Source organism: Cellulomonas wangsupingiae (assembly GCF_024508275.1).
Taxonomy (GTDB): Bacteria; Actinomycetota; Actinomycetes; order Actinomycetales; family Cellulomonadaceae; genus Cellulomonas; species Cellulomonas wangsupingiae.
In genome coordinates this window covers 3,486,931-3,512,001 of sequence record NZ_CP101989.1, presented here as the reverse complement: position 1 = coordinate 3,512,001, position 25,071 = coordinate 3,486,931, and the positions used below count along the sequence as shown (strand labels likewise).

At 73.6% G+C, this 25,071-nt stretch carries 19 protein-coding genes; 12 read left to right on the top strand and 7 right to left on the bottom strand.

Features of this window, described 5'->3' with window-relative positions; translation table 11 throughout:
- Window positions 1–375: 375 nt before the first annotated feature.
- Both NP075_RS16160 and NP075_RS16155 read left to right on the top strand, forming a co-directional pair.
- Window positions 376–3,429, top strand: a complete 3,054-nt coding sequence (locus NP075_RS16160) for an eCIS core domain-containing protein (RefSeq protein ID WP_227566437.1) — start codon at window positions 376–378, stop codon at window positions 3,427–3,429.
- The gene (locus tag NP075_RS16155) at window positions 3,426–3,956 is read left to right on the top strand and encodes a hypothetical protein (RefSeq protein WP_227566438.1); all 531 of its coding nucleotides are present in this window, start codon (window positions 3,426–3,428) and stop codon (window positions 3,954–3,956) included. Before NP075_RS16160 ends, NP075_RS16155 begins: the two co-directional genes overlap by 4 nt.
- Before the next feature lie 19 nt (window positions 3,957–3,975).
- Here NP075_RS16155 and NP075_RS16150 read toward each other — a convergent pair whose 3' ends face one another.
- Together NP075_RS16150 and NP075_RS16145 are read right to left on the bottom strand one after the other, a co-directional pair.
- On the bottom strand, window positions 3,976–4,365 hold the full coding sequence (locus NP075_RS16150) for a DUF4280 domain-containing protein (RefSeq protein ID WP_227566439.1): 390 nt from the start codon (window positions 4,363–4,365) through the stop codon (window positions 3,976–3,978).
- A gap of 3 nt (window positions 4,366–4,368) precedes the next feature.
- The gene (locus NP075_RS16145) at window positions 4,369–4,791 is read right to left on the bottom strand and encodes a septum formation family protein (protein WP_227566440.1); all 423 of its coding nucleotides are present in this window, start codon (window positions 4,789–4,791) and stop codon (window positions 4,369–4,371) included.
- Between the two features lie 220 nt (window positions 4,792–5,011).
- Between NP075_RS16145 and NP075_RS16140 the strand changes: the two genes are divergently transcribed.
- The 7 genes from NP075_RS16140 to NP075_RS16110 all read left to right on the top strand — a co-directional run bounded on the left by NP075_RS16140 (window position 5,012) and on the right by NP075_RS16110 (window position 16,568).
- Complete coding sequence (locus tag NP075_RS16140) at window positions 5,012–5,947, top strand: DMT family transporter (protein ID WP_227566441.1); 936 nt, start codon at window positions 5,012–5,014, stop codon at window positions 5,945–5,947.
- A 148-nt stretch (window positions 5,948–6,095) separates the two neighbouring features.
- The gene (locus NP075_RS16135) at window positions 6,096–8,675 is read left to right on the top strand and encodes an ATP-dependent Clp protease ATP-binding subunit (protein WP_227566442.1); all 2,580 of its coding nucleotides are present in this window, start codon (window positions 6,096–6,098) and stop codon (window positions 8,673–8,675) included.
- A 623-nt stretch (window positions 8,676–9,298) separates the two neighbouring features.
- The gene (locus tag NP075_RS16130; RefSeq protein ID WP_227566443.1) at window positions 9,299–10,588 is read left to right on the top strand and encodes an ABC transporter substrate-binding protein; all 1,290 of its coding nucleotides are present in this window, start codon (window positions 9,299–9,301) and stop codon (window positions 10,586–10,588) included.
- Between the two features lie 8 nt (window positions 10,589–10,596).
- A complete protein-coding gene (locus NP075_RS16125; protein ID WP_256791236.1) occupies window positions 10,597–11,616 on the top strand; it encodes a carbohydrate ABC transporter permease in 1,020 nt (339 codons plus the stop codon).
- Window positions 11,616–12,506 carry a carbohydrate ABC transporter permease gene (locus NP075_RS16120; RefSeq protein ID WP_227566446.1) on the top strand — a complete coding sequence of 297 codons (891 nt, stop codon included), beginning with the start codon at window positions 11,616–11,618 and terminating at the stop codon, window positions 12,504–12,506. Before NP075_RS16125 ends, NP075_RS16120 begins: the two co-directional genes overlap by 1 nt.
- A 142-nt stretch (window positions 12,507–12,648) precedes the next feature.
- Window positions 12,649–15,018 carry a beta-xylosidase/alpha-l-arabinosidase gene (locus NP075_RS16115; protein ID WP_227566448.1) on the top strand — a complete coding sequence of 790 codons (2,370 nt, stop codon included), beginning with the start codon at window positions 12,649–12,651 and terminating at the stop codon, window positions 15,016–15,018.
- Window positions 15,015–16,568: a glycoside hydrolase family 43 protein gene (locus tag NP075_RS16110; RefSeq protein ID WP_227566447.1), complete on the top strand. Its 1,554-nt coding sequence runs from the start codon at window positions 15,015–15,017 to the stop codon at window positions 16,566–16,568. Before NP075_RS16115 ends, NP075_RS16110 begins: the two co-directional genes overlap by 4 nt.
- A 415-nt stretch (window positions 16,569–16,983) precedes the next feature.
- Here the strand turns inward: NP075_RS16110 and NP075_RS16105 are convergent, their stop codons facing one another.
- The 5 genes from NP075_RS16105 to NP075_RS16085 are packed head-to-tail and all read right to left on the bottom strand — an operon-like array spanning window position 16,984 to window position 22,271.
- Window positions 16,984–18,006, bottom strand: a complete 1,023-nt coding sequence (locus tag NP075_RS16105; protein WP_227566643.1) for an aldo/keto reductase — start codon at window positions 18,004–18,006, stop codon at window positions 16,984–16,986.
- Window positions 18,003–19,412, bottom strand: coding sequence for an LLM class flavin-dependent oxidoreductase (locus tag NP075_RS16100; RefSeq protein ID WP_227566644.1), 1,410 nt, complete (start codon window positions 19,410–19,412; stop codon window positions 18,003–18,005). The genes NP075_RS16105 and NP075_RS16100 overlap by 4 nt, the downstream gene beginning before the upstream one ends.
- The gene (locus NP075_RS16095; protein WP_227566645.1) at window positions 19,409–20,311 is read right to left on the bottom strand and encodes an ABC transporter ATP-binding protein; all 903 of its coding nucleotides are present in this window, start codon (window positions 20,309–20,311) and stop codon (window positions 19,409–19,411) included. The genes NP075_RS16100 and NP075_RS16095 overlap by 4 nt, the downstream gene beginning before the upstream one ends.
- Entirely contained in the window at window positions 20,287–21,156 is an 870-nt protein-coding gene (locus NP075_RS16090) for an ABC transporter permease (protein ID WP_256791234.1), read from the bottom strand. The genes NP075_RS16095 and NP075_RS16090 overlap by 25 nt, the downstream gene beginning before the upstream one ends.
- Window positions 21,156–22,271, bottom strand: a complete 1,116-nt coding sequence (locus NP075_RS16085; RefSeq protein WP_227566633.1) for an ABC transporter substrate-binding protein — start codon at window positions 22,269–22,271, stop codon at window positions 21,156–21,158. The genes NP075_RS16090 and NP075_RS16085 overlap by 1 nt, the downstream gene beginning before the upstream one ends.
- Before the next feature lie 411 nt (window positions 22,272–22,682).
- Between NP075_RS16085 and NP075_RS16080 the strand changes: the two genes are divergently transcribed.
- From NP075_RS16080 to NP075_RS16070, 3 genes are all read left to right on the top strand, one after another.
- Entirely contained in the window at window positions 22,683–23,294 is a 612-nt protein-coding gene (locus NP075_RS16080) for a hypothetical protein (protein ID WP_227566634.1), read from the top strand.
- 166 nt (window positions 23,295–23,460) lie between these two features.
- Complete coding sequence (gene idi / locus NP075_RS16075; protein WP_227566635.1) at window positions 23,461–23,988, top strand: isopentenyl-diphosphate Delta-isomerase; 528 nt, start codon at window positions 23,461–23,463, stop codon at window positions 23,986–23,988.
- Window positions 23,981–25,060, top strand: coding sequence for a polyprenyl synthetase family protein (locus NP075_RS16070; protein ID WP_256791231.1), 1,080 nt, complete (start codon window positions 23,981–23,983; stop codon window positions 25,058–25,060). The genes idi and NP075_RS16070 overlap by 8 nt, the downstream gene beginning before the upstream one ends.
- The last annotated feature ends 11 nt before the right edge of the window (window positions 25,061–25,071 follow it).

Below are 25,071 nucleotides of genomic sequence, written 5' to 3'. Positions count from 1 at the left end.
GGCGAAGGATCTCGAGTTTCGGACTGTCTTGGCCGCGCGAGGTCGTGGACCTCGTCCAGGGCAGCGGACCCCTCTCACGGTCACAGGAGCCCGCCGCGATACCCCAGGACCTCGATCGTGGGCGGCCATCGGTGGCGCTGTCGGCATCACAGCCCAGTCCGCGCACGAACGGTGGGCTGCGGGCGTCGCGCAGTTCTGACTGAGGGCGGGTGAGCGCCGGTGCAGTGAGGTCGGTAGGGCAGCCACGTGGCCGACCTGCGCCCGCACTGGCCGCAACATGCGTAGTGCTTACCGATGTGCGCGGGTCCGCCCCGCCGCGAGGGTGGGGCGGGCACATCCGTGCCCCCAGCCCGCGCACCGCCACCGGAGGCCACGTTGAGCTCACACCACGCGCGCGTCCCCGTGCCCGCCGCCGCCGCACCCGCCGCCGCCGCGCCGCAGGGTGCCGCGCCGGCCGCACCGGAGGCGCTGCGTCCGGCCGCCGCCACGCTCACCGTCGGCGCGGCCGACGACCACGCGGAGGTCGCGGCCGACGCGCTCGCGGACCGCGCCCTGGCCCGGCTCGACGGCGTCGACCCGCACCGGCACACGCCGGGCTGCGGGCACCTGCGCCGGTCGTTCGACGCCGGTGCGGGAGTCGTCGGCGCGGACGGCGGGGCGCTCGACGCCGACGTCACGTCGCAGGTCGAGGCCGCACGCGGCGGCGGCACGGGGCTCGCCGCGCCCGTGCGACGGCGCATGGAGCAGGCGTTCGGCACGGACCTGGGGCACGTGCGCGTGCACACCGGACCCGAGGCCGGGCGCCTGTCACGGGCGATGTCCGCCGAGGCGTTCACCACCGGCGACGACATCTTCTTCGGCCACGGCCGGTTCGCCCCGCACGACGCGGTGGGGGAGAAGGTGCTCGCGCACGAGATCGCGCACGTCGTGCAGGAGACGGGCTCGCGTGCCGTGCGCAGGTTCTCCAACCCGTTCAAGAAGCTGTTCGGCAGCGGGTCGTCCGCGCCGTCGGCGAAGGACGTGAAGGCCCAGAAGGTCAAGGACAGCAAGGTCGCCGAGAAGGCGGAGCTGGCCGCGCTCGCGCAGGACCGCGCCAAGGGCGAGCAGGGGCGCGCCGACCTGTCGAGCATGGTGCACGACGACGACGGCCTCACGTCGGTGTCGGCCGGTGACCGCATGGACGTGCTGTGGGCCCGGTTCGACAAGGCCCTCGCGTACGAGGTGCGCACGTACCGCAAGCTGCTCGCCGTCCCCGGGGCGACGCCTGAGCAGGCCGCGCAGGACGCGTACGACGCGACGTGGCACGGCAGGTTCGTCTCCCTGGAGTCGGTGCGTCCCGCGCGGGAGACCGCCGCCGAGCGGCTCATGCTGCAGGTCCGCGACGCGCGCCAGGTCGAGGGCGCGCACGCCGCGGCCATGGAGTCCGAGGAGGAGGAGCTCGCCGGGTCGCGCATCATGCCGCGCGAGATCGAGGACGTGTACGACCGCATGGTCACGGCCTTGCGCCAGGTCCAGCAGGCCGAGCCGGACCTGCACCCCGAGCTCGCGCGCGACAAGGCCGCCCAGCAGGTCCGCGGGTCCCTGACGCCGAAGGTCGCGGGCACGCTGCCCGTGCGCAACTCGGCCGTGGACCGCGAGGCGTGGGCGCTCGCGGAGCAGCGCGCGCCCGTCCTGCAGGCCCGTCGTGAGCGCCAGGCGCAGGGCGTCGCGGCCAACCTGGCGACGCTGGACAGGATGGACGGGACCATGGGGTCCGTCGGGTCCGCGGGTGGGTCGGCGCTGTCGGGCGTCGCTGCCGTCGGCGGCAAGATCGCCGACAAGTACACGCCCGACCTGAAGAAGTCACCCGGCGGGTCGGACCTCGGCATCCCGGAGGCCGTCGACGGCGGCGCCGTCGACGCGATCTCCCGCGCCACGTGGCGCAAGGCCGACGGCGTGAAGTCCGACGACGCGTACGAGAAGCTCGCGGACGACCCGCTGAAGACCGCCGGGGGCCAGGCCAAGGAGGGCATCTCGACGGTCACGGGCATGCTCGGTGGCCTGCTCACCGCGGTCCGGGAGGCCTTCGCGACGGCGCGCTCGGTGCGCGACGCGTGGAAGGAGAAGGACCCGTACGCGGCGATGAAGGCCACGAAGTCCGGTGCGTCGGCCGTCGACGGCCTGGTGTCCGCCGCGAAGTCCACCGCGAACCTCGCCAAGCTCATCGACTCCGGTGTCGCCGGCGGCGTCGCCAAGGTCGTCCCGGGCCTCGACATCGCCGCGTCGGCCCTGGCCATGGTCAAGGCCGTCACCGACGTGGCCGTCGCCGGCATGCGCCAGCACGAGACGGACACCGCGATGTGCGACGCGCGCGTCAACCGCACGGGCAAGAGCGTGAACGTCATGGTGTGGCCGCTGATGAACGTGTCCCGCAGCCACACCAAGAACCTCGAGAGCACGACGTGGGCGCTCGGGTCCTCCGTGGTGGACCTGGGCCTGTCGATCGGGCAGGTCGCGTCGGGCGGCGGGTTCGGCATCCCCGCCGCGATCAAGGGCGTCAAGGCCGTCGTGGACAACGTGCACTCGCTGGGCCACTTCATCGCCGACGAGGTGTTCGTCGTGCAGGCGCAGACCGCCGAGCGCGAGTCCGCGGTGCAGCACCTCGAGGGAGGTGCCGAGCGTGAGCTGCGCAAGCACCCCAAGGCCGCGGTCGACGGGATCATCCTGCGGGCGGCGGCGAAGGACCCGACGGCCGAGGCGTTCCTCGCCAACTACCGCGTCCACGGCCGCCCGGTCGGCCGCGCGCTGCTCGACCGCATCAAGCCGAAGCCCGTCGTCGTGCACGACCCGCGCCGGCAGCGCTCGGCGCCCACCGACCTGTCGGGCGCCGAGGCCGAGCAGACGACCGACGACGGTGCGCTCGCGCTCATCCGGGAGGCGGTGCTGGAGTCGATGGGCGTCGACGCCGACCCGCAGACCGTGTTCGAGCGCACGCGCGCGGCGTTCGACGACGCGGTCGGTGCCGTCGGCGGCACCGCGGGCGGCCTGCTGGGTCGCTGGCGGCGCACCGAGAACCTGGCGACCGACCGCAACGCGGCCCGGGCCGGCGCCGAGGCGAACGGCGGGAAGGTGCGTGACGACCGCGGCTTCATGTGGCGGGTGCGTCAGACGCTCAAGGGCGAGGAGCACCTGGCACGCAAGGAGCGCATGACGGCGGTGCTCGGGGCCCAGGCGCCGGGCGGGGCGTCCGCGACGCTCGTCGTCGGGACGCACGAGCTGCCCGTCGACGCGACGCCGCCGCAGTTCGCCGCCTTCATCGACGGGATCACGACGCAGGACATCGAGGCCGAGCTCGCCGCCCGCCCGCAGCGCAACTCCCCGGAGATGGTCGACGTGCTCCTCGAGCTCCTGCAGCGCAAGCTCACCGAGGCCGCGGGGGCGACCTCGTGAGGCCGCTGCTCGACGCGGTCGCCGCCGCGCTCGCCCCGGCCCGGCCCCTGCAGGTGGACGCGGACGCCGGGACGCTCGACCTCGCGTCGCAGCTGCCCGGCGGGGAGCCGGTCCTGGTGCTCGTGCGCGAGGACGCCGGCACGGTCACCTGCTACGGCCGGGTCCCGGTGGCCGTGCCCGACGAGCGGGCGCAGGACGTCGCCACGCTGGCCGGTGCGGTCAACGCGACCCTGTTCACCGTGTGCGTCGAGGTGGGAGCCCCGGCCGGCACCGTCGCGGTGCGCGGCTCGCTCGCGCTGGGCCCGCTGGCGCCCGTCGCCGACGGCCGCCCCGTCCTGCACCCCGACGTGCTCGGGGCGCTCGTCCTGGCGGTCGTGGAGGACGTCGAGGCCACGGTGGAACGCATCCTCGACGCCGTCGAGGACGTCGTCGCCGGCACCCGCACCGCCCCGGAGGCGGCCCACGACGTGCGCACCGCCGACCTCGACGCCCTCGTCCTCCAGGTCGACGCCCTCGACCCGACCTGAGGGCGGCAGGGCGGGCGGGTCAGGAGACCGTCGTGCGGACCGGGCCCGGGACGACGACCTGGACGACGCCCCCGTACGCGCACATGCACATCGCGCCCTGGGCCAGCACGGGGCGGCCGCCGACGACGGTGCGGGGGGCGGCGGGCGTCCACGTGCCGGTCGTCGCCGGGACGCACGGCATCGGCGTCAGGACACCGAGCGCGGCCGCCGTCGCCGCCGCGACCTGGGGGTTGGCCAGCGACGTGCACATCGCGAACGTCGCGACGTTCACCAAGGGGGCCGCGTCCGTGACGGTCGCCACCGGGCGTCCCTCGACCAGGACGCGCGGCGTCGGGAGCGCGACGAGCGTCGCGGGTGCCGTGCCGAACGAGCAGCTCACCGTGGCCGACGTCGTGACGGGCAGCGGCACCTCTCAGCGCCCCGACCCGGCGACGGACGCCGTCAGGGGCTCACCGGTGGTGGTCACCAGGCAGGTGACGGTGGTGTCGCCCTCGGACCAGCCGCGCGTGGACGGCAGCAGGTACGTGAAGAAGAGGTCGGAGTCGCGGTAGTCGACGCCGACGTACTCGGCGAACCGCTCGGCGCAGGCGCCGTCGGCGAGCTCGGTGAGCGCGTCGGCGCCCGGGTAGGCGTCGGGGCCGTCGAGCGCGTCGGGCACCAGTGCGTACACCTCCATCTGGTGGGTGGTGTCGCACGGGACGGTCGACACGTCCGTGAGCTCGGCCTGCACGTCCTGCGGGGTGACCACGCAGTCGCCGACGGCCAGCTCGAGCACCGGGGTGCTGCTCGTCCCGTCACCGCCGAACCACGCGCAGCCGGTCAGCAGGGTCAGCACGCCCGCCGCCGTCGCGGCACCTCGTGCACCCGCCCGCCTGTCCACTCCCACCTCCGTGCTCGGGGCCGCGCACTCTGCGGCCTCCCGCAGGCTAGGTGGCGTGCGCGCCGCTGCCATCGGTAGTTGCTGCGCAACTGCTGCGCGCCGGCCGCCTCCGGCGTGCCGGGTCGACGTCCGGTCGGTCGTCACGGAGGCGCGCCCCGGTACGTTGAGCGACGCCATGGCCGACCGTCACCCGCACAGCGCCCGCCTCGGCCTCCTGCAGGTGTGCGCCGCCGGTGTCCTGTGGGGCACCGGCGGGCTCGTCGTCGCCCTCCTGCACGACCGTGACGGCCTGTCCGCCCTGACCGTCAGCGCGTGGCGGACCGCGCTCGCCGCGCTCGCCCTGCTGGCCTTCGCCCTGGTCGCACGCCGCGGCCGTGCGGTGCGGGACGCCGTGCGGGCGCGGCCGCTGCTGACGGTGCTGGTGGGCGGCGGCACCGCGCTGTACCAGGGCCTCTACTTCGCCTCGGTGCTGCTGGTGGGGGTGGGCGTCGCGACGGTCGTCTCGCTCGGGCTCGCGCCGGTGCTCGCGGCGGCCGCGGAGCACGCCCGTGCCCGGACCCGGCCGGGACGGCGGCAGATGACCGTGCTGGTGGCGGCGCTCGCCGGCCTCGTCCTCATCAGCGCCACCGCCGCGGACGGGTCGACGGCGACCGGGAGCCGGCCGGGGCTCGGCCTGCTGCTGGCCGTCGCGTCCGGTGCCACGTACGCGACGACGACGGTGCTGGGTCACGGGCTGGCCCAGCGGACCGAGCCGGTCGCCCTGACGACCGCCACCACGACCGTGGGCGGGCTCCTCCTGGCGCCGTTCCTCGTCACCGCGGCGGTGACCGGGGCGCCCGCCCTGCCGTCGACGCCCGGCTCGCTCGCGCTCCTGGTCTACCTCGGCGTCGCGACGATGGCGCTGGCCTACGGCCTGCTGTACGCCGGGCTGCGGACCACCTCGGGCTCCGCGGCGACCGTGGCGACCCTCGTGGAGCCGGTGTCGGCGGCCGCGCTCGCGGCGGTCGTCCTGGGTGAGCGCCTGACGTGGCCCGCGCTGGTCGGTGGCCTGCTCGTCCTCGCGGCCGTCGCCGCGCTGCGCCCCGGAGGACCGCGCCCGGCGACGCGATGAGCGGCGCGCCCGTGCTCTCCGCCTGCGGCGAACACAGGACGTCCGGTGGGTACCCCGCCGTTAGCATCGAAACACGCCGCTTCGTCGGCTCCGCGCGGACCCCTGCCACGCGGTGCCCGGCGGGGCACGCCGCTCGTGAGGAGTGCACATGTTCGAGAGATTCACGGACCGAGCCCGTCGCGTGGTCGTCCTCGCCCAGGAAGAGGCGCGGATGCTCAACCACAACTACATCGGCACCGAGCACATCCTCCTGGGTCTCATCCACGAGGGCGAGGGTGTCGCGGCGAAGGCCCTGGAGTCCCTCGGCATCTCCCTGGAGGCCGTCCGCGCCCAGGTCCAGGAGATCATCGGCGAGGGCCAGCAGGCGCCCAGCGGGCACATCCCGTTCACGCCGCGCGCCAAGAAGGTCCTGGAGCTGTCGCTGCGCGAGGCGCTGCAGCTCGGCCACAACTACATCGGCACCGAGCACATCCTGCTCGGCCTGATCCGCGAGGGCGAGGGCGTCGCCGCCCAGGTCCTCAACAAGCTCGGCGCCGACCTCAACCGGGTCCGCCAGCAGGTCATCCAGCTCGTCTCGGGCTACCAGGGCAAGGAGCCGGTCGCCTCGGGCGGCCCGGCGGAGGGCCAGCCGTCCGGCTCGGCCGTGCTCGACCAGTTCGGCCGCAACCTCACGCAGGCGGCCCGCGACGGCAAGCTCGACCCGGTCATCGGGCGCGAGAAGGAGATCGAGCGGGTCATGCAGGTGCTGTCCCGCCGCACCAAGAACAACCCGGTGCTGATCGGTGAGCCCGGCGTCGGCAAGACCGCCGTCGTCGAGGGTCTCGCGCAGGACATCGTGCGCGGCGACGTGCCGGAGACGCTGAAGGACAAGCAGCTCTACACGCTCGACCTCGGCGCCCTGGTCGCCGGCTCGCGCTACCGCGGTGACTTCGAGGAGCGCCTGAAGAAGGTCCTCAAGGAGATTCGCACGCGCGGCGACATCATCCTGTTCATCGACGAGATCCACACGCTCGTCGGGGCGGGTGCCGCCGAGGGTGCGATCGACGCCGCGTCGATCCTCAAGCCCATGCTGGCGCGTGGCGAGCTGCAGACCATCGGTGCCACGACGCTCGACGAGTACCGCAAGTACGTCGAGAAGGACCCGGCCCTGGAGCGCCGCTTCCAGCCGATCCAGGTCGCCGAGCCGAACCTGCAGCACGCGATCGAGATCCTCAAGGGTCTGCGCGACCGGTACGAGGCGCACCACCGCGTGTCCATCACGGACTCCGCCCTGGTGGCCGCCGCGACGCTGGCCGACCGGTACGTCAACGACCGGTACCTGCCGGACAAGGCGATCGACCTGGTCGACGAGGCCGGCGCGCGCCTGCGCATCCGTCGCATGACGGCCCCGCCGGAGCTGCGCGAGCTCGACGAGCAGATCGCCGAGACGCGCCGCGACAAGGAGTCCGCGATCGACGAGCAGGACTTCGAGAAGGCCGCGCGCCTGCGCGACGAGGAGAAGCAGCTCGGGCTCAAGCGCGCCGAGAAGGAGAAGGCCTGGAAGAACGGCGACCTGGACGCCGTCGCCGAGGTCGACGAGGAGCTCATCGCCGAGGTGCTGGCGAACGCCACGGGCATCCCGGTGTTCAAGCTCACCGAGGAGGAGTCCAGCCGGCTCCTGCACATGGAGGAGAACCTGCACAAGCGGGTCGTCGGGCAGGACGCGGCGATCAAGGCGCTCTCGCAGGCCATCCGCCGCACGCGTGCGGGCCTCAAGGACCCGAAGCGCCCCGGTGGCTCGTTCATCTTCGCGGGCCCCACGGGTGTCGGGAAGACGGAGCTGGCCAAGGCCCTCGCCGAGTTCCTCTTCGGGGACGAGGACGCGCTGATCCAGCTCGACATGTCGGAGTTCTCCGAGAAGCACACGGTGTCGCGGCTGTTCGGGTCGCCTCCCGGGTACGTCGGGTACGACGAGGGTGGTCAGCTCACCGAGAAGGTGCGCCGCAAGCCGTTCTCGGTCGTGCTGTTCGACGAGGTCGAGAAGGCGCACGCGGACATCTTCAACTCGCTGCTGCAGATCCTCGAGGACGGTCGCCTGACCGACTCGCAGGGCCGCGTCATCGACTTCAAGAACACCGTGATCATCATGACGACGAACCTCGGCACGCGGGACATCGCCAAGGGCGTCATGACCGGCTTCCAGGCCGGAGGCGAGCTCGCGACGGACTACGAGCGCATGAAGGCCAAGGTGAACGACGAGCTGAAGCAGCACTTCCGGCCGGAGTTCCTCAACCGCGTCGACGACGTGGTGGTCTTCCCGCAGCTCTCGCAGTCGGAGATCTTCGCGATCGTCGACCTCATGGTCGCCAAGCTCGACAAGCGCCTGCGCGACAAGGACATGAGCATCGAGATCACGCCGGCGGCCAAGAAGCTGCTGTCGGAGAAGGGTTACGACCCGGTGCTCGGTGCCCGTCCGCTGCGTCGTGCGATCCAGCGGGACATCGAGGACGCGCTGTCCGAGAAGATCCTGTTCGGCGAGCTCAAGGCCGGTCAGACGGTCATCGTCGACGCGCAGGGCGAGGGCCTGCTGGGCGAGTTCCTGTTCCGTGGGGTGCCGCGCGGCACCACGGGCAAGGACCCCGTCCCGGTGGGCGCGTCGGTCGGGACGCCCGGTTCCGGCACGGACGTCCCCGCGGCGCCCTCCGCCCCGGCGCGTGGCGACGGCGGAACGGGCCTCGCACCGGCCTGACCGAGCGGTACACAGGGTCCCGACGGCCCCGGCTCCCCTGACGGGGGGCCGGGGCCGTCGTCGTGCCGGGGTGTCCGACGTCCCCCGCGCCGCGCGGCGCCGGGGGCGTGTCCTGCGCACCAGCCGCGGCTCCCGCCGCAGTGACGTACGCCACGTCGACGACGGCGGGGGATGGGTCCAACGTCCCGCGGCCGTCCGGGCGACGCGACGGCCTTCCCGGGGCCCTCGAGGGGGTCTGGAGGCGTCCGGGACGCCCTCACACATCACGACTTGTCGGGCGCGCTCGCCGCCTCGCCGACCTGTCGCGCGGGCCGCCCGACACAGGGGGCGATCCGGGCTGCACAACCCTCGGTGTGAGTGTCGTCGCAGGTCAGCACGGCGATCCGGCGTCGATAGGCGAACCGCTTCGATATCGTTATCGGAGCGATTTTGATCCGTCATGGGACGTCCTGCAGAGTCAGGACAGCCACCCCGGCACGCCGGGGAGAGGGCAGGCGAACGTTCACGGCCGGCACCGCGCGTCGGGCCACGACGTCATGTCGGCCAGCGGCTCGTCACGCCCTCCAGGCGACCTCCAGGTGGGGTCGCCCGGGCTTTGTGTGGCTCGACGAAGAGGACAGACCATGAAGGCAAGGAAGTCACTGGCGACCTCGGTCGCAGTGCTCATGGGCGCGCTCGCGCTCGCCGCCTGCGGCGGCTCGGACGACACCAGCGCGGGCGGCGACGGCGACGTCGAGCTCACGTTCTGGCACAACTCGACGACCGGTGACGGCAAGGCGTACTGGGATGCCACCGCCGCGGCCTTCGAGGAGGCCAACCCGGGTGTCACCGTCAAGATCCAGTCCATCCAGAACGAGGACATGGACGGCAAGCTCCAGACCGCCCTCAACTCGGGCGACGCGCCGGACATCTTCATGGCGCGCGGTGGCGGCAAGCTCGCCGACATCGTCGACTCCGGCCAGGTCATGGACCTCACCGACAAGATCGACGACGACGTGCGCGAGGCCGTCGGCGGCGCGCTCGACGCGTTCGCGGTGGACGGCAAGGTCTACGGCATGCCGACCGCCGTGCTCCCCGGTGGCATCTGGTACAGCAAGGACCTGTTCGCGCAGGCCGGCATCACCGAGACGCCGACCACCATGGCCGAGCTCGAGGACGCCGTCGCCAAGCTCAAGGCCGCGGGCATCCAGCCCATCGCCCTGGGTGGCAAGGACGCCTGGCCCGCCGCGCACTGGTACTACTTCTTCGCGCTGCGTGCCTGCTCGCAGGACACGATCAACGAGTCGGCCGCCGAGATGAACTTCGACGACCCGTGCTGGACCGAGGCGGGCCAGGCGTACGCCGACTTCGCCGGCATCGAGCCCTTCAACAACGGGTTCCTGACGACGACGGCGCAGCAGGGTGCCGGCTCCTCGGCCGGTCTGCTGGCCAACCACCAGGCCGCGATGGAGCTCATGGGTGCGTGGAACCCGGGCGTCATCGCCGGTCTGACGCCTGACGGCGAGCCGCTGGCCGACCTCGGCTGGTTCCCGTTCCCCGCCATCGAGGGTGGCAAGGGTGACGCGACGGCCATGATGGGTGGCGTCGACGGTTACGCCTGCCACGTGGACGCCCCCGACGCCTGCGCCGACTTCCTGAACTTCTACATGAAGCAGGAGCACCAGGAGGGCTACGCCGAGGCGTTCGTGACCCTGCCGGCGTCGAAGGACGCTCAGGGCGCCGTCACCGACCCGGCCCTGCAGGACGTGCTCGCGTCCTACAACGACGCGGCCTACGTGTCCGTGTGGCTCGACACGCTGCTCGGCCAGAACGTCGGCAACGCGCTCAACGCCGGGGTCGTCGACATGCTCGCCGGCGACGGTGACGCAGACAGCATCGTCGCCGCGGTCAAGGCCGCTGCAGCCAAGGAGTAACTGGTCCGATGAGCAACTCCCAGGGCGGGAACGCACTGCTCAGGACGTCGACGCCCGGGGATGGCTCGGCAGTCGGGGACGGTGCCGTCACGGCACCGTCCCCGGCGCGCCGGCCGCGCCGTAGGGGTGACTGGCGCAAGCGCGCCGAGATCGCGCTCCTCGCAGGCCCCGCGATCGTCGTCTTCATCGCGTTCGTCATCTTCCCCGTCGTCATGGCGGCGTACTACGGGTTCTTCAAGTGGAAGGGCTACGGGGTCCCGACGGACTTCGTCGGCCTCGAGAACTACCTGACGATCCTCCAGGACAGCACGTTCATCGACGCGCTGTCGCACAACGGCTTCATCGTCGTGATGTCCCTCGTCATGCAGGGACCGGCGGCCGTCATCCTCGCGCTGCTGCTCAACCGCAAGATGCGCGGCCGTGGCCTCATCCGCGTGCTGATCTTCGTGCCCTACGTGGTCTCCGAGGTCATCGTCGGCACCGGCTGGAGCCTCATGCTCCAGACCACGGGTGCGATCAACGACCTCTTCGGCAAGATCGGGCTCGAGGGCTGGGCGGTCGACTGGCTGTCCGACCCGGACGTCGCGATCTGGTCGCTGATGATCATCATCACGTGGAAGTACATCGGCTTCGCCGTGATCCTCTTCCTCGCGGGGCTGCAGTCCATCCCCGAGGAGCTGCACGAGGCCGCCGCGATCGACGGCGCCTCCTACTGGCAGACGCAGCGCAGCATCACGCTGCCGCTGCTCGGCCCGACGCTGCGCATCTGGGCGTTCCTGTCGATCATCGGCTCGCTGCAGCTGTTCGACCTCGTCTACATCATCTGGGGCCAGTACGTGTCCGCCACGGCCGGCACCTCGACGATGGCGACCTACATGGTGCTCAACGGGCGCAACGCCGGGAACTACGGCTTCGGCAACGCCGTCGCGGTGGTCCTGTTCATCATCTCGCTCGTCATCGCCCTGACCTATCAGCGCTTCGTGCTGCGGCGTGACACCCAGGGTGCGATCACCGAAGGGAAGAAGTGATGGCCGCCACCGCCGTGCAGGCAACCCCTGCCCAGCCCTTGGCCCCCGCGCCGAAGCGGCGTCGCGGGAAGACGCTCGACAAGGTCAACCCGCTCGTCTACGTCGTTGCGTGGCTGCTCGTCGGCGTGTGCGTCGGCCCCGTCATCTACATCATCCTCGGCGGCCTGCGGACCAACTCGCAGATCACGCAGGACCCGTCCGGGTTCCCGACGACGTGGGAGTGGGGCAACTACTCCTCGGTCCTCAACAGCTCGCTGTTCTGGCAGCAGGCGGGGAACTCGGCGATCAGCGCGATCGTCACGACGATCGGCGTCGTGGTCCTCGGGGTCATGGCGAGCTACGTGCTCGCCCGGTACGACTTCAAGGCCAACGCCGCGATGTACTCGCTGTTCGCCGCCGGCCTCATGTTCCCCATGACGGTCGCGATCACCCCGCTGTACCTGATGATCAAGAACCTCGGTCTGATGAACAGCCTCGCGGGGATCATCCTCCCGCAGATCGCGTTCGCGCTGCCGACGACGATCATCATCCTCGTGCCGTTCCTGCGGGCCATCCCCAAGGAGCTCGAGGAGGCGGCGTCCATCGACGGCGCGAGCCGGCTCGGGTTCTTCTTCCGGATGGTCGTCCCGCTGTCGATCCCCGGCGTCGTCACCGTCGGCATCCTCGCGTTCGTGGCGGCCTGGAACAGCTACATGCTGCCGCTGTTCATCCTCAACGACGAGTCGATGTACACCCTGCCTCTGGGTGTGCAGTCGTTCGCGTCGCAGTACTCGGTCGACACCGCCCGGGTGCTGGCCTTCACGTCGCTGTCGATGATCCCGGCGCTGATCTTCTTCTCGCTGTTCGAGCGCCGCATCGTCGGTGGCCTCACCGGCGCCGTCAAGGGCTGACGTCCCCTTCTGCGCGCCCGTCCGGGTTCGTCCCGGGCGGGCGCGCAGCCGTACCACCTCGCCATACCTTCCGAAGGAGCACCACCCCGTGTCCGACACCCTCGGCAGCGCCGCCCAGCAGCGGTCGTCGCACGTTCCCGCCATGCCCGTCGTCTCCGCCCGGGTGCGTGACCTGCACGCCCGGATGACCCTCGAGGAGAAGCTGGCGCAGCTGGTCGGCTACTGGCTCGACCAGAACGGCACCGTCGCCCCCATGCAGTCCGAGATGGCCTCGGGCCAGAAGGACTCGGGGCAGCTCGCCGAGATCACGCGGCACGGCCTCGGTCACTACACCCGCGTGTACGGGACGCGTCCCGTCGAGCCGGCCGAGCGCGCCGCGTGGCTGTGGGCCGAGCAGCGTCGCCTCAAGCGCGAGACGCGCCTGGGCATCCCCGCGCTGGTGCACGAGGAGTGCCTCACGGGCCTGGCCGCCTGGCAGGCCGCGAGCTACCCGACCCCGCTCGCGTGGGGCGCGTCGTTCGACCCCGAGCTGGTGCACGAGGCCGCGCGGGCCATCGGCGACTCGATGCGCGAGCTGGGCATCCACCAGGGCCTGGCCCCGGTGCTCGACGTCGTCGGCGACCCCCGCTGGGGCCGCGTCGACGAGTGCATCGGCGAGGACCCGTACCTCGTCGGGACCGTGGGCACGGCGTACGTGCGCGGTCTGCAGGAGGCCGGCGTCCACGCCACCCTCAAGCACTTCGTCGGCTACTCCGCCTCGGCCGCCGGGCGCAACCACGCCCCCGTGCACGCCGGGCCCCGCGAGCTGGCCGAGATCTACCTGCCGCCGTTCGAGATGGCCGTGCGCGACGGTGGCGTCCGCTCCGTGATGAACTCCTACGCCGACGTCGACGGCGTCCCCGTGGCGGCGGACCCCCACTACCTCACCGATGTGCTGCGCGAGCAGTGGGGCTTCGACGGCGTCGTCGTCGCCGACTACTTCGCGGTCGCGTTCCTGCAGGTCATGCACGGTGTCGCCGCCGACCGTGGCGAGGCCGCTGCGCTGGCGCTGGCCGCCGGCCTGGACATCGAGCTGCCCACGGGCGACGCGTTCCTCGAGCCGCTGGCCGAGCGCGTGCGGGCCGGGCTGGTCGACGAGGCGCTCGTCGACCGTGCCGTCCTGCGGGCGCTGGCGCAGAAGGAGGACCTCGGCCTGCTCGACGACGACGCGTTCGAGGACGAGCCGCCGGCGCACGTCGACCTCGACTCGCCGCGGCACCGCGAGCTGGCCCGCCGCCTCGCGGAGGAGTCCGTCGTGCTGCTGTCCAACGACGGCGTGCTGCCGCTCGCGCAGCCGCGCCGCGTCGCCGTCGTCGGGCCCAACGCCGCCCGGCCCGAGGCGCTCATGGGCTGCTACTCGTTCGCCAACCACGTGCTGGCGCACCACCCGGACCTGCCGCTCGGCTTCGAGATCCGCAGCGTCCACGAGGCGCTCGCCGCGACGCTCGACGGCGAGGTGACGTTCGCCGAGGGGTGCACGGTCGAGGGCGACGACACGAGCGGTCTCGCCGCGGCGGTGTCCGCGGCGGCGGACGCCGACGTGGCCGTCGTCGTGGTCGGCGACCAGGCGGGCCTGTTCGGCCGCGGGACCGTCGGCGAGGGCAACGACGTGCAGTCCCTCGAGCTGCCCGGCCGGCAGCGGGAGCTCGTCGAGGCGCTCGTCGCCACGGGTACCCCCGTCGTCATGGTGCTGCTCACGGGCCGCCCCTACGCGATCGGGTGGGCGCTGGACGGCGAGGGCCCGCGCCCCGCGGCCGTCCTCCAGGCGTTCTTCCCGGGCGAGGGCGGCGGCGACGCGATCGCCGACCTGCTGACCGGTGCCGCGACGCCGTCGGGCCGGCTGCCCGTGTCGCTGCCGCGCGCCGCGGGCGCGCAGCCGTTCCGCTACCTGCACCCGGTCCTCGGTGGGCCGTCCGACGTCACGTCGACCGACCCCACGCCGGTGCGGCCCTTCGGGTTCGGGCTGAGCTACACGACGTTCACGCACGAGGACCTGCAGGTGGACCCGACCGTCGACGCGGCGGGCACGTTCACCGCCGCCGTGACGGTCACCAACACCGGTGACGTCGCCGGCGCCGACGTGGTGCAGCTGTACGGGCGCGACGTCGTCGGCTCGGTGGTGCGGCCGGTCGCGCAGCTGCTCGGGTACGCCCGCGTGCAGCTCGAGCCCGGGCAGTCGCGACGCGTCACCTTCCGCGTCCCGACGACGCGCCTCGCGCTGGTCGACCGCCGCCTGGCGCGCGTCGTCGAGCCCGGCGACGTGCAGGTCTGGGTCGCCTCGCACGCCGGCGTCGCCAACCCGTCCGACGTCGCCGAGGCGACAGGCGGTGCGATCACCAGCACGGCCGAGGTCACGCGTCGTACGCTGCCGGGCCACAGCACACCGCGCGCGCTCCTGCGGGTGACCGGTGCTGTGCACGAGATCTCGGCCGCCGACCGGCGGATCGTCGACGTGGAGGTCAGCAACGCATGAGCACCGTCAGCAACCCCGTCCTGCCGGGGTGCTACCCGGACCCGTCGATCTGCCGGGTCGGTGACGACTACTACCTCGTCGCCTCGACGTTCGAGTACCTGCCCGGCCTGCCGGTGATGCACAGCCGCGACCTGGTCAGCTGGGAGCAGATCGGCCACGTCGTCGACCGGCCCGGGCAGCTGGACTACACGGGGATCGCGTCGTCGGGCGGGCTGTACGCCCCGACGATCCGGTACCACGACGGGCAGTTCTGGGTCGTCTGCACGCTCGTCGACCAGCGTGACGGCAGCCGGGGCGGCAACTTCCTCATGACCGCCACGGACCCGGCCGGGCCGTGGTCCGACCCGATCTGGCTGGAGTCGTTCGGCATCGACCCGTCGATCTTCTTCGACGACGACGGGCGCATCTGGGTGCACGGCACCCGGCTGGCGCTCGAGCCGCGCTGGCACGACCAGACCGAGGTCTGGGTGCGCGAGCTGGACCGCGAGACGATGCAGTGGGTCGGGCCGGAGACCGTCATCTGGCACGGGGCCGTCGAGGGCGTCGTGTGGTCGGAGGCGCCGCACATCTACAAGGTCGACGGCACGTACTACCTGATCGCGGCGGAGGGTGGCACGGAGTTCCACCACGCCGAGAGCGTCGCGCGCGCCGACTCCGTCACCGGCCCGTACGTGGGCAACAAGGGCAACCCGGTGCTCACGCACCGCCACCTGGGGCGGAAGCACCCGGTCGTCGGCGCCGGGCACGCGGACCTCGTCGAGGCCGCCGACGGCAGCTGGTGGGCCGTCCTGCTGGCGATGCGCACCTACGGCGGCTACCACTACCCGATGGGCCGCGAGACGTTCCTCGTCCCCGTGGTCTGGGAGGACGGCTGGCCCGTCTTCGCGCCGGGCGTCGGCATGGTGCCGTCCGAGGTCGAGGTGCCGTTCGCGGGCGAGCCCACCCCGGGTGTCGTCCAGGGCGGGGCCTCCGGGACCGTGCCGCCGGCCGACCTGCGGTGGACCGCCGTGCGGGCGCTGCCCACCGAGGTCGCGACCCCCGCGGGGGAGGGTTGGGACCTCCCGCTGCGCGCTGCGACGCTCGCGGACGTCGAGGTGCCCGCGTTCCTCGGCCTGCGGCTGCAGCACCCGGACGCGGACCTCGTGGCGCAGGTCGCCGTGGACCTCGCCGAGGGCGAGGAGGTCGGCGTGGCCGTGCGCCAGTCCGAGAAGGACCACGTGCGCCTCGCGGTCACCCCCGAGGGTGACACGCTGCGCGCGCGGGTCGTGCACCGGCAGCGCGGGGTGGAGACGGTCCTCGGCGAGGCCGTCGTGACCGGGGCGGGGACGCTCACGTTCGGCGTGCGCGCCCGCGGCGTGGACCTGGAGCTGCTGGTCGGCGCCGGGGACGCGACGCCCGTCGTCGTGGGCACGGCCGACGCGACGCTGCTCGACAGCGTGGCCACGGGCGGCTTCCTCGGCCTGTGGCTCGGCGTCTACGGCACGAGCAACGGCGCCCCGACGCACACGGTCGCCCACGTCGCCCACGTGGACTACACCCCGGCAACCTGACCCCCCGGGAGGGCGTGACCCCACCCCCTCCCCACAAGGCGTGAGAGAGCGATCCAGTCCTGTCCCCAGGACTGGATCGCTCTCTCACGCCGGGGTTGGTGATCGCACTGTCACGAGCACGAGCGTCACGAGCACGAGCGCTGCCCGTCCGCCCGGCCGCCCCCTCCCCCCGCGCGTGAGAGTGCCATCCAGTTCGGCACCGGTGTGCTGGATCGCACTCTCACGCGGGGGTGGGGTGCTGGATCGCACTCTCACGCGGGGGGGGTGCTGGATCGCACTCTCACGCGGGGGTGGGGTGCTGGATTGCACTCTCGCCGCCGGGGTGCCGCCGGGGGTGGGTGGGATTCCCCCCACGGGCGGTGAGAGAGCAATCCAGTCAGCCACGGGCGGTGAGAGAGCAGTCCCGTCAGGCTGGTCAGCGGCGGCGGGTCTGCGGGTTCGTGATCGACGGGGGGTGCCAGCCCGCGTCGGCGGGGTTGAGGGTGACGCCGGGCGGGACGATGCGGTCGATCTCGTCGAGGACGTCCGCGGGGAGCCGGACGTCCAGCGCCGTGAGGGCCGCGTCGAGGTGGGCCTGGGTACGCGGGCCGATGATCGCGCTCGACACCGCCGGGTGCTCCAGGACGAACCCGAGCGCGAGCTGCACGAGCGTCAGCCCTGCGGCCTCGGCGACCTTGGTGAGCTGCTGCACGGCCTCCGCCTTGCCGACGTTCTCCGGCAGCGACGGGTCGTGACGTCCCGGCTGCCGCTCGTGGCGGGGCGAGCCCGCGCGGGACCCGTCGAGCGCGCGTCCCGACAACCAGCCGCCGGCCAGCGGGCTCCACGGCAGCACACCCAACCCGTACTCCTGGGCCAGCGGCAGCACCTCGCGCTCGACGCCGCGCGCCAGGATCGAGTACGGCGGCTGCTCGGTCGCCGGCCGCGCCAGCCGGCGGTCGGCCGCGACCCACTGCGCCTGCACGATCTGCGACGGCAGGAACGTCGACGTCCCGACGTACAGCACCTTGCCGGCGCGCACGAGGTCGTCGAGCGCGCCCAGCGTCTCGTCGAGGGCCGTCCCCGGCTCGGGGCGGTGCACCTGGTAGACGTCGATGCGGTCGGTCTGCAGGCGACGCAGCGAGTCCTCGACGGCGCGCACGATCCAGCGCCGCGAGCTGCCCGCGTGGTTCACCTCGTCGGCCAGGCGGCCGTGCACCTTGGTGGCCAGGACGACGTCGTCGCGACGTCCCGCGAGCGCCTTGCCGACGATCGTCTCGGACTCCCCGCGCGCGTACACGTCGGCGGTGTCGACCACGTTGATGCCGGCGTCGAGCGCCCGGTGCAGGATCGCGGCCGTCTCGTGGTGGTCGGGGTTGCCCCAGGCGCCGAAGTTCATGGTCCCGAGCGTCAGCGGGGACACCTGGACCCCGGTGCGGCCGAGCGGGCGGTACGTGGTCATGCGCGTGCTCCTTCGTGGGCGGTGGAGGTGGCGTCGGCGGCGAGGACGCCGATGCCCAGGCCGGGCGTGGTGCGCGTGCGGGGGTGCGGGGGCCGCGCGAGCCCGTAGTGGTCGCGCAGCGTCGTGCCGGTGTACTCGCTGCGGAACAGGCCGCGGTCGACGAGCACGGGGACCACCTGGTCGACGAAGTCCTCCAGGCCCGACGGCAGCACGGCGGGCATGATGTTGAACCCGTCCGCCGCGCCCGCGTCCCACCACTCCTGGATCGCGTCGGCGACCTGCTCGGCCGTCCCGGAGAACGTGCGGTGTCCCCGCCCGCCGCCCAGGCGCCCGATGAGCTGCCGCACCGTGAGGCGCTCGCGCCGTGCCAGCTCGACGATCAGCGTGTACCGCGACTTGGCGCCCTCGATCTCGTCCTCGCTCGGCAGGTCGGCCGGCAGCTCGCGGTCCAGCGGCAGGTCGTCGGGGTCGACGCGCAGGGTCTTCGCGAGCTGGGCGCGCGCGTACTCGGGCCGGATGAGCCGGTCGAGCTCCTCCTCCTTCGCCCGCGCCTCCGCCTGCGTCGCCCCGATGACGGGCACGATCCCCGGCAGCACGAGCAGCCCGGCGGGGTCCCGGCCCCACTCGACGGCCCGGCGCTTGAGGTCGGTGGCGAACGCGAGGGCGTCGTCGAGCGTCTGCTGCGCCGTGAACACGGCCTCCGCGTAGCGCGCGGCCAGGTCCTTGCCGTCCTCCGAGGACCCGGCCTGCACCAGCAGCGGGTACGCCTGCGGCGACCGCGGGGTCGTCAGCGCCCCGGCGACGCGGAAGTGCTCGCCGACGTGCTCGGGCGGGTGGATGCGCGCGGAGTCACCCCACAGGCCGGCGTCCTTGTCGCCGATCTCGACGTCGTCCTCCCACGAGTCCCACAGCCGCAGCGCGACGTCGATGAACTCCGCGGCGCGCTCGTAGCGGGAGCGGTGCGACGGCAGCTCGTCCTGGCCGAAGTTGCGGGCGGCCTCCAGGTGCGCGGTCGTCACGATGTTCCAGCCCGCGCGCCCGCCGCTGATGTGGTCGACGGACGCGAACCGGCGCGCCAGGTTGTACGGGTCGTTGTACGTGGTCGACGCGGTCGCGATCAGCCCGATGCGGCTCGTCACCGCGGCGATCGCCGCCAGGACGACCGTCGGCTCGAGCGTGCCGGACGGCCGGCGGCCCACGTCGCGGAACAGCGCCGGGCCGTCGGCGAAGAAGATCGAGTCGAGGTGCCCACGCTCGGCCGTCTGCGCGAGCCGCTGCAGGTAGCCGATGTCGGTGCTGCGGTACGACGGGTCGGACTCGGGCAGCCGCCACGAGGCCTCGTGGTGGCCCGTGCTCATGAGGAACGCGTTGAGGTGCAGCCGGCCCTCGCGTCGGGGTGCGGTCATGGGGTGCTCCTGTGGGGCAGTGAGGTGGGCAGTGAGGTGGACGGGAAGGTGGACGGGGTGCCGGACGAGGGGACGACCGGGGGCACGCCGAGGGCGTCGAGCAGCCCTCGGCGCAGGGCCACGAACCCGGGGTCGGCCGGGTCGCGGTGGGTGACCGGGGTGTCCAGCGCGATGCGCCCGGCGTCGAGGACGACGACCCGGTCGGCCAGCGCGATCGCCTCGTCGACGTCGTGCGTGACCAGCAGGACCGCGGGCCGGTGCCGCGCGCACAGGTCCCGCAGCAGGGCGTGCATGCGGGTGCGCGTCAGGGCGTCGAGGGCCCCGAACGGCTCGTCGGCCAGCAGGAGCTGCGGCTCGCGGACCAGCGAGCGGGCCAACGACACCCGCTGCTGCTCACCGCCCGACAGCTCGGTGGGCCAGGCGCGCTCGCGGCCGGCCAGGCCGACCTCCGCCAGGCGCTCGGTGCCCAGGTCACGGGCGCCGGGGCCGCGGAGCCCGAGCACGACGTTGTCGAGCACGCGTGCCCACGGCAGCAGCCGCGAGTCCTGGAACACGACCGACACCCGCTCGGGCACCGCGATCGTGCCCGTGCCGTGCACGTCGTGGTCGAGGCCGGCCAGCGCGCGCAGCAGCGTGCTCTTGCCGGACCCGCTGCGTCCGAGGATCGCGACGAACTCGCCCGCCGCGATCGTCAGGTCCAGGCCGCGCAGCACGCGGCCGTCGCCCTCGCCCAGCCCGTACGCCCGGACCAGGTCCCGCACGACGACGGAGCCGTCGTCCGTCGTGACGCGCTCGTCCGCCAGGACGCCGTGGGCGGGTGCGGGGACGGCCGAGTGGGCCGGGACGCGCGCGTCCTCGGTGGGGCCGGGTGCGGTCAGCCCGCCAGCGTGCGCCGCCATGACAGGGCCCTCCTCTGCACGAGACGGACGAGCAGGTCGGAGCCGTAGCCGAGGATCCCGTACAGGACCAGCCCGACGACGATGACGTCGGTCTGCCCGTACGTGCGGGCCAGCTCCATCATGTAGCCGATGCCGGCGGTGCCGTTGATCTGCTCCACCACCACCAGCGCCAGCCAGCAGCCGGTGACGGCGAACCGCAGGCCCAGCAGGAAGCCGGGCAGCGCGCCGGGCAGCACGACCCGCGTGAGGAACCCCCAGCGCGTCAGCCCCACCGTCTCCGCGAGCTCGACGTAGCGCGCGTCGATGGTCCGCAGCCCGTTGTGGGTGTGGATGTACACGGGGATAAGGACGCCGAGCAGGATCGTGACGACCTTCATCGTCTCGCCGATGCCGAGCCACAGGATGAGCAGCGGCAGCAGCGCCAGGCTCGGGATGGCCCGCTTGACCTGCACGGGGCCGTCGACGAGCGCCTCGCCCCAGCGGCTCAGGCCGGCGACGACCGCGAGCACCGTCCCGGCGAGGACGCCGAGTGCGAGCCCGGACAGCGCGCGGCCGGCGGACACGGCCAGGTGCTCCTGCAGGCGGCCGTCGGCGACGAGGTCCGCGGCCGTCGTCACGACGGTCCAGGGTGCCGACAGCGTGCGCTGGTCGATGAGCCCGACGGCGGAGCCGACGGACCACACGGCGAGCAGCGCGCCGAGACCGATGAGGGTGCCGCCGCGCAGCGGGCGGCCCGGGCCGAGCCGCCGGCCCGGGCGCGCCGTGCGCCGGGCACGGGCGGCGCCCGGGGCCGGGCGGGCGACCGGCCGGCGGGTCAGGCCCTGGGGCAGGGACAGCGTCGACATCAGCCCGCCGTCCTCTCGCGGTAGGCGGCCGCGGCCTCGGCGACGACGGGGGCGAACCGCTCGTCCCACAGGTCGGCCGCGTCGAGCACGTCGTTGCCGGTGGCGGCGGCGAGCAGCTCGACCGTCTCCTGGTGGCGGGTGATGTGCTCGGTCCAGTCCGTCGGGACGTCGGGGATCCCGGCGCGCTCGACCAGGTAGTCCGCGTCGGCGGCGCTGAGGCCCTGGTCCTCCACGTAGTACCCGGCCTTCCACTCCTCCGGGTGGTCGTGGACCCAGAGCTTGGCCTGCACCCACAGCTCGACGTAGGCCCGCAGCGCGGCCGCCTTGGCGGGGTCGTCGACCACCGACGTGGGCACGTAGAGGTGGCTGGGGTCGTCGCGCAGGCCGTGGCGCACGGTGTGCGCGCCGTCGGCGCCGTACTTGTCGAGGTAGCGGGCGATCTGCACGCCCCCGATGGGCGCGATGTCGACCTCGCCGGCCGCCAGGGCGGTCGTGTAGACGTCGCCGTTGCTCGGCAGCTCGACGAGCGTGACGTCGTCGGTCGTCAGCCCGGCCTCCTGCAGGGCGCGCAGGACGATGACGCCCTGGGCCTGGCCGGGGGAGTAGGCGACGCGGTGGCCGGCGAAGTCCTCGAGGGACTCGACCCCGTCGACGCCGGGCGCGACGCCGAACTCGTAGATCGGGTTCTCCTGCCAGTCCTCGCGGTACACCGCGGCGACGATCTTGACGTCGAGCCCGGTCCACTCGGCGTGGATGGGCGGGATGTCGGCGACCGCTCCCACGTCGAGCGCGCCGGCGCGGAACGCCTCGGACGTCTGCGGACCGCCGGAGAGGTTGGCCCACTCGATCGTCAGTCCGGGGTCCGTGACGAGGTCGTCGCCGGCGAGCTCGACGGCCTTCTGCGTGGTGGGGTCGCCGACGACCAGCGTCGTGCCGGTGGGGATCTCGGTCGGCAGCTCCGCGGTGGCGGCGGCCGCCGTCGTGGGGGAGTCGGCCGTCGCGTCACCGGCGCAGGCCGCCAGCAGCGCGGGCAGGAGGGTCGCGGCGGCGACCGCCGCGAGGCGATGACGCGCGGTGCGGCCGGACGTCGTCCGGTCGGGAGGTGCGAACGGCATGGCGGAACCTTCCGGGCAGGGGTGGGGACGCCGACGTCGGGGACGTGGCGGTGGTCGGGTGGTGACGGGCTCGTGCCGCCTGCGGGGCGGGAGCCCGGCGGTGTCCGTGTCTCGGTGCCGCGCAGGCGGCGGCCACGGGTGAGCGGAGGCCCCGGGCGGGTGGCCCGGGGTCCGGCGGGACGCGGGTCGCTGTCAGCGACAGTCGGCGGCCGGACACGACCGACACGCACGGCGGTGCCGCGGCAGGGCTGCGGCGTGCGGTGCGGTGGTCACGCGACGACAATGACATACCAAAGTGGTCGGGAATAACCCGATGATCGCATCCTGAGACGGCTCGCGCGTCACGGGCTTCACCCGAGCGCCGCCCGGTCGGTGCCCCGTCGCGCCGCACAGGTGCGGCACGATGCTCGGATGGGGACGTGGAGGCGTGCGGCAGCGGTGGCGGCAGGGCTCGTGGTGCTCACCGGGTGCGCGGGGGCCGCAGGCCCGGAACGGCCCGCAGCGCAGGTCGCCGACACCGCCGACTGCGCCGTGCGCGAGACCCTCGACGCGTTCGGGACGGGCGGCGGGGACGACCTGCCCGCCGCGCCCCCCGCCGGCAGCGTGCCCGACGGGTTCGAGCCCGTGGCCGCCGTCGAGTGCCGCCTGGGCGTCGAGGTGGCGCCGGCGCCCGAGCCGCAGCCCGTCCCCGACGCGATGGCACCCGACGCGACGGCACCCGACGCGACGGCACCCGCCGCGGACGAGCCCGCGACGGCCGGCACCCTCGTCGACGTCGTGCGCCTCGAGGGCGACCTGGCCCCGCTGCTGGAGCAGCTGCAGCGCCCCGACGTCCCCGCGCAGCCCGACCAGGCGTGCATGGCGATGTTCGAGGTCGTGCCCGTGCTCTACCTCGTGGACGCCGGCGACAGGGCCGTGCGCGTGCAGTGGCCGACCGGTCCGTGCGGCTTCCTGCTCGACGGCGCGCGGACGGCCGTCGACGCTCTCGAGGTGACGTCCCGCAGCACGATCACCGTGGCCTGACGTCGTCCCGGGCGCGCGTTCGGCGACCCGCGACGTGCCGCCCACTTGCTGCGCGGCCGCCGATCCGCGACGGTGGGCGCCTGTCGGCGTTCCACCCGGTGTGGCCTCCTGGCGCAACGGTGGTGGGCACGCGGGCCATGAGGCGGTGGATGGACGGGGGGGCGCCATGGCGGAGACGGACCAGGTGGAGCTGGTCGACGAGGCCGGCCGGCCGACGGGGGTGACCACCGTGGGGCGGGCGCACCGCGCACCGGGGCAGCTGCACCGGGCGTTCTCGGTGATGCTGACGCGGCCCGACGGGCGCATGCTCCTGCAGCGCCGCGCCGCGTCGAAGCTGCGGTTCGCCGGGCTGTGGACCAACTCGTGCTGCGGTCACCCCCTGCCCGGCGCGGACGTCGCGGCGCGGGCCGCGCTGCGCGTCCGCGAGGAGCTGGGCGTCGAGCTCGTCGACGCCCGCGAGGTCGGCCGGTTCCGCTACCGGGCGCCGGACCTGTCGTCGGGTCACGTCGAGTCCGAGTACGACCACGTGCTCCTCGGCGCGTTCCACGGCGGGCTGCGGCCGGACCCGCGGGAGGTCTCCGAGACCGCCTGGGTGACGCCCGACGAGGCGCGCGGACTGGTCGAGCAAGGGCTGGTCACGCCCTGGTTCGCCGACGTGCTGCGGCTCGTCGACGGCGCCGTGGTCGATGCCTGAGCGCGGAACCGTCGCCGCGGAGGCCGGACCCGGCGGCCCCGCGGCCGAGCTCGACGCGTACGTGGCCCGCGTCGAGGACGAGGTGGCGCGGCGGCTGCGGCCGCGCCCGGGCGCCGGCGTGCTGGGCCCGCACGCCGACGCCGTCGTGGGGGAGGTCCGGCGCCTCGCGCTGGCACCGGGCAAGCGGATGCGTCCGCGGTGGGTGCGCGCGGCGTTCGGCGCCGCGGGCGGGACAGCGCCCCTCGACGACGTGGTGCTGCTCGGTGCGGCGCTCGAGCTCTACCACTGCGCCGCGCTGATCCACGACGACGTCATCGACGGTGCCGACCTGCGCCGCGGGCAGGCGTCGTCCCACCGCTGGTGGGCGGACGCGCACCGGGCGTCGCGGTGGCGCGGCGACGCCGACGACTTCGGGCGCAGCGTCGCCATCCTGGCGGGCTGCCTGGCCCTGGGGGCCGCGGACACCGTGGTCGCCGGGCTGCCGCCCGCGCTGCAGCCGCACTGGGCGGCGATGCGCACCGCCACGGTCGTCGGGGAGTTCGCCGAGCTGTACGCGACGGCGTGCGGCGACGACGGCCCCGGCGTGATGGCCGAGGTCGCCCGGCTCAAGACGTCGCACTACTCGGTGGTCACGCCGCTGCTGATGGGCGCCGTGCTCGCGGCACGGGACGAGCTGCAGGAGCCCTTGCGGGAGTTCGGCGAGGCCGTGGGCGAGGCGTTCCAGCTGTGCGACGACCTGCTCGACGCCACGGGCACCTCCCTGACGGCCGCCAAGAGCACGGGCGTGGACGCCGCGGCGGGCCGCTCGACGGGCCTGCTCGCGCGCCTCACCGCGTGGGAGCCGGCCATCGCCGCGGAGCCCGACATGGTGCGCCGTCACGGTCTGGCCCGCGTGCTGCTGCAGGACCCGGCGGTGCTGGGCCGCGTGCGGTCGACGATCGACGACCTCCTCGACCGTGCGGGTGCGGCGCTCGACGGGGCCGCGCTCGACCCCGGGTGGGACGCGGTGCTGCGGGCCGCGGCCGCGCGCCTCGTGCAGGCGCCCGTCGCGGCGGTCGACGCGCACGTCTGACCCGGAGGGCT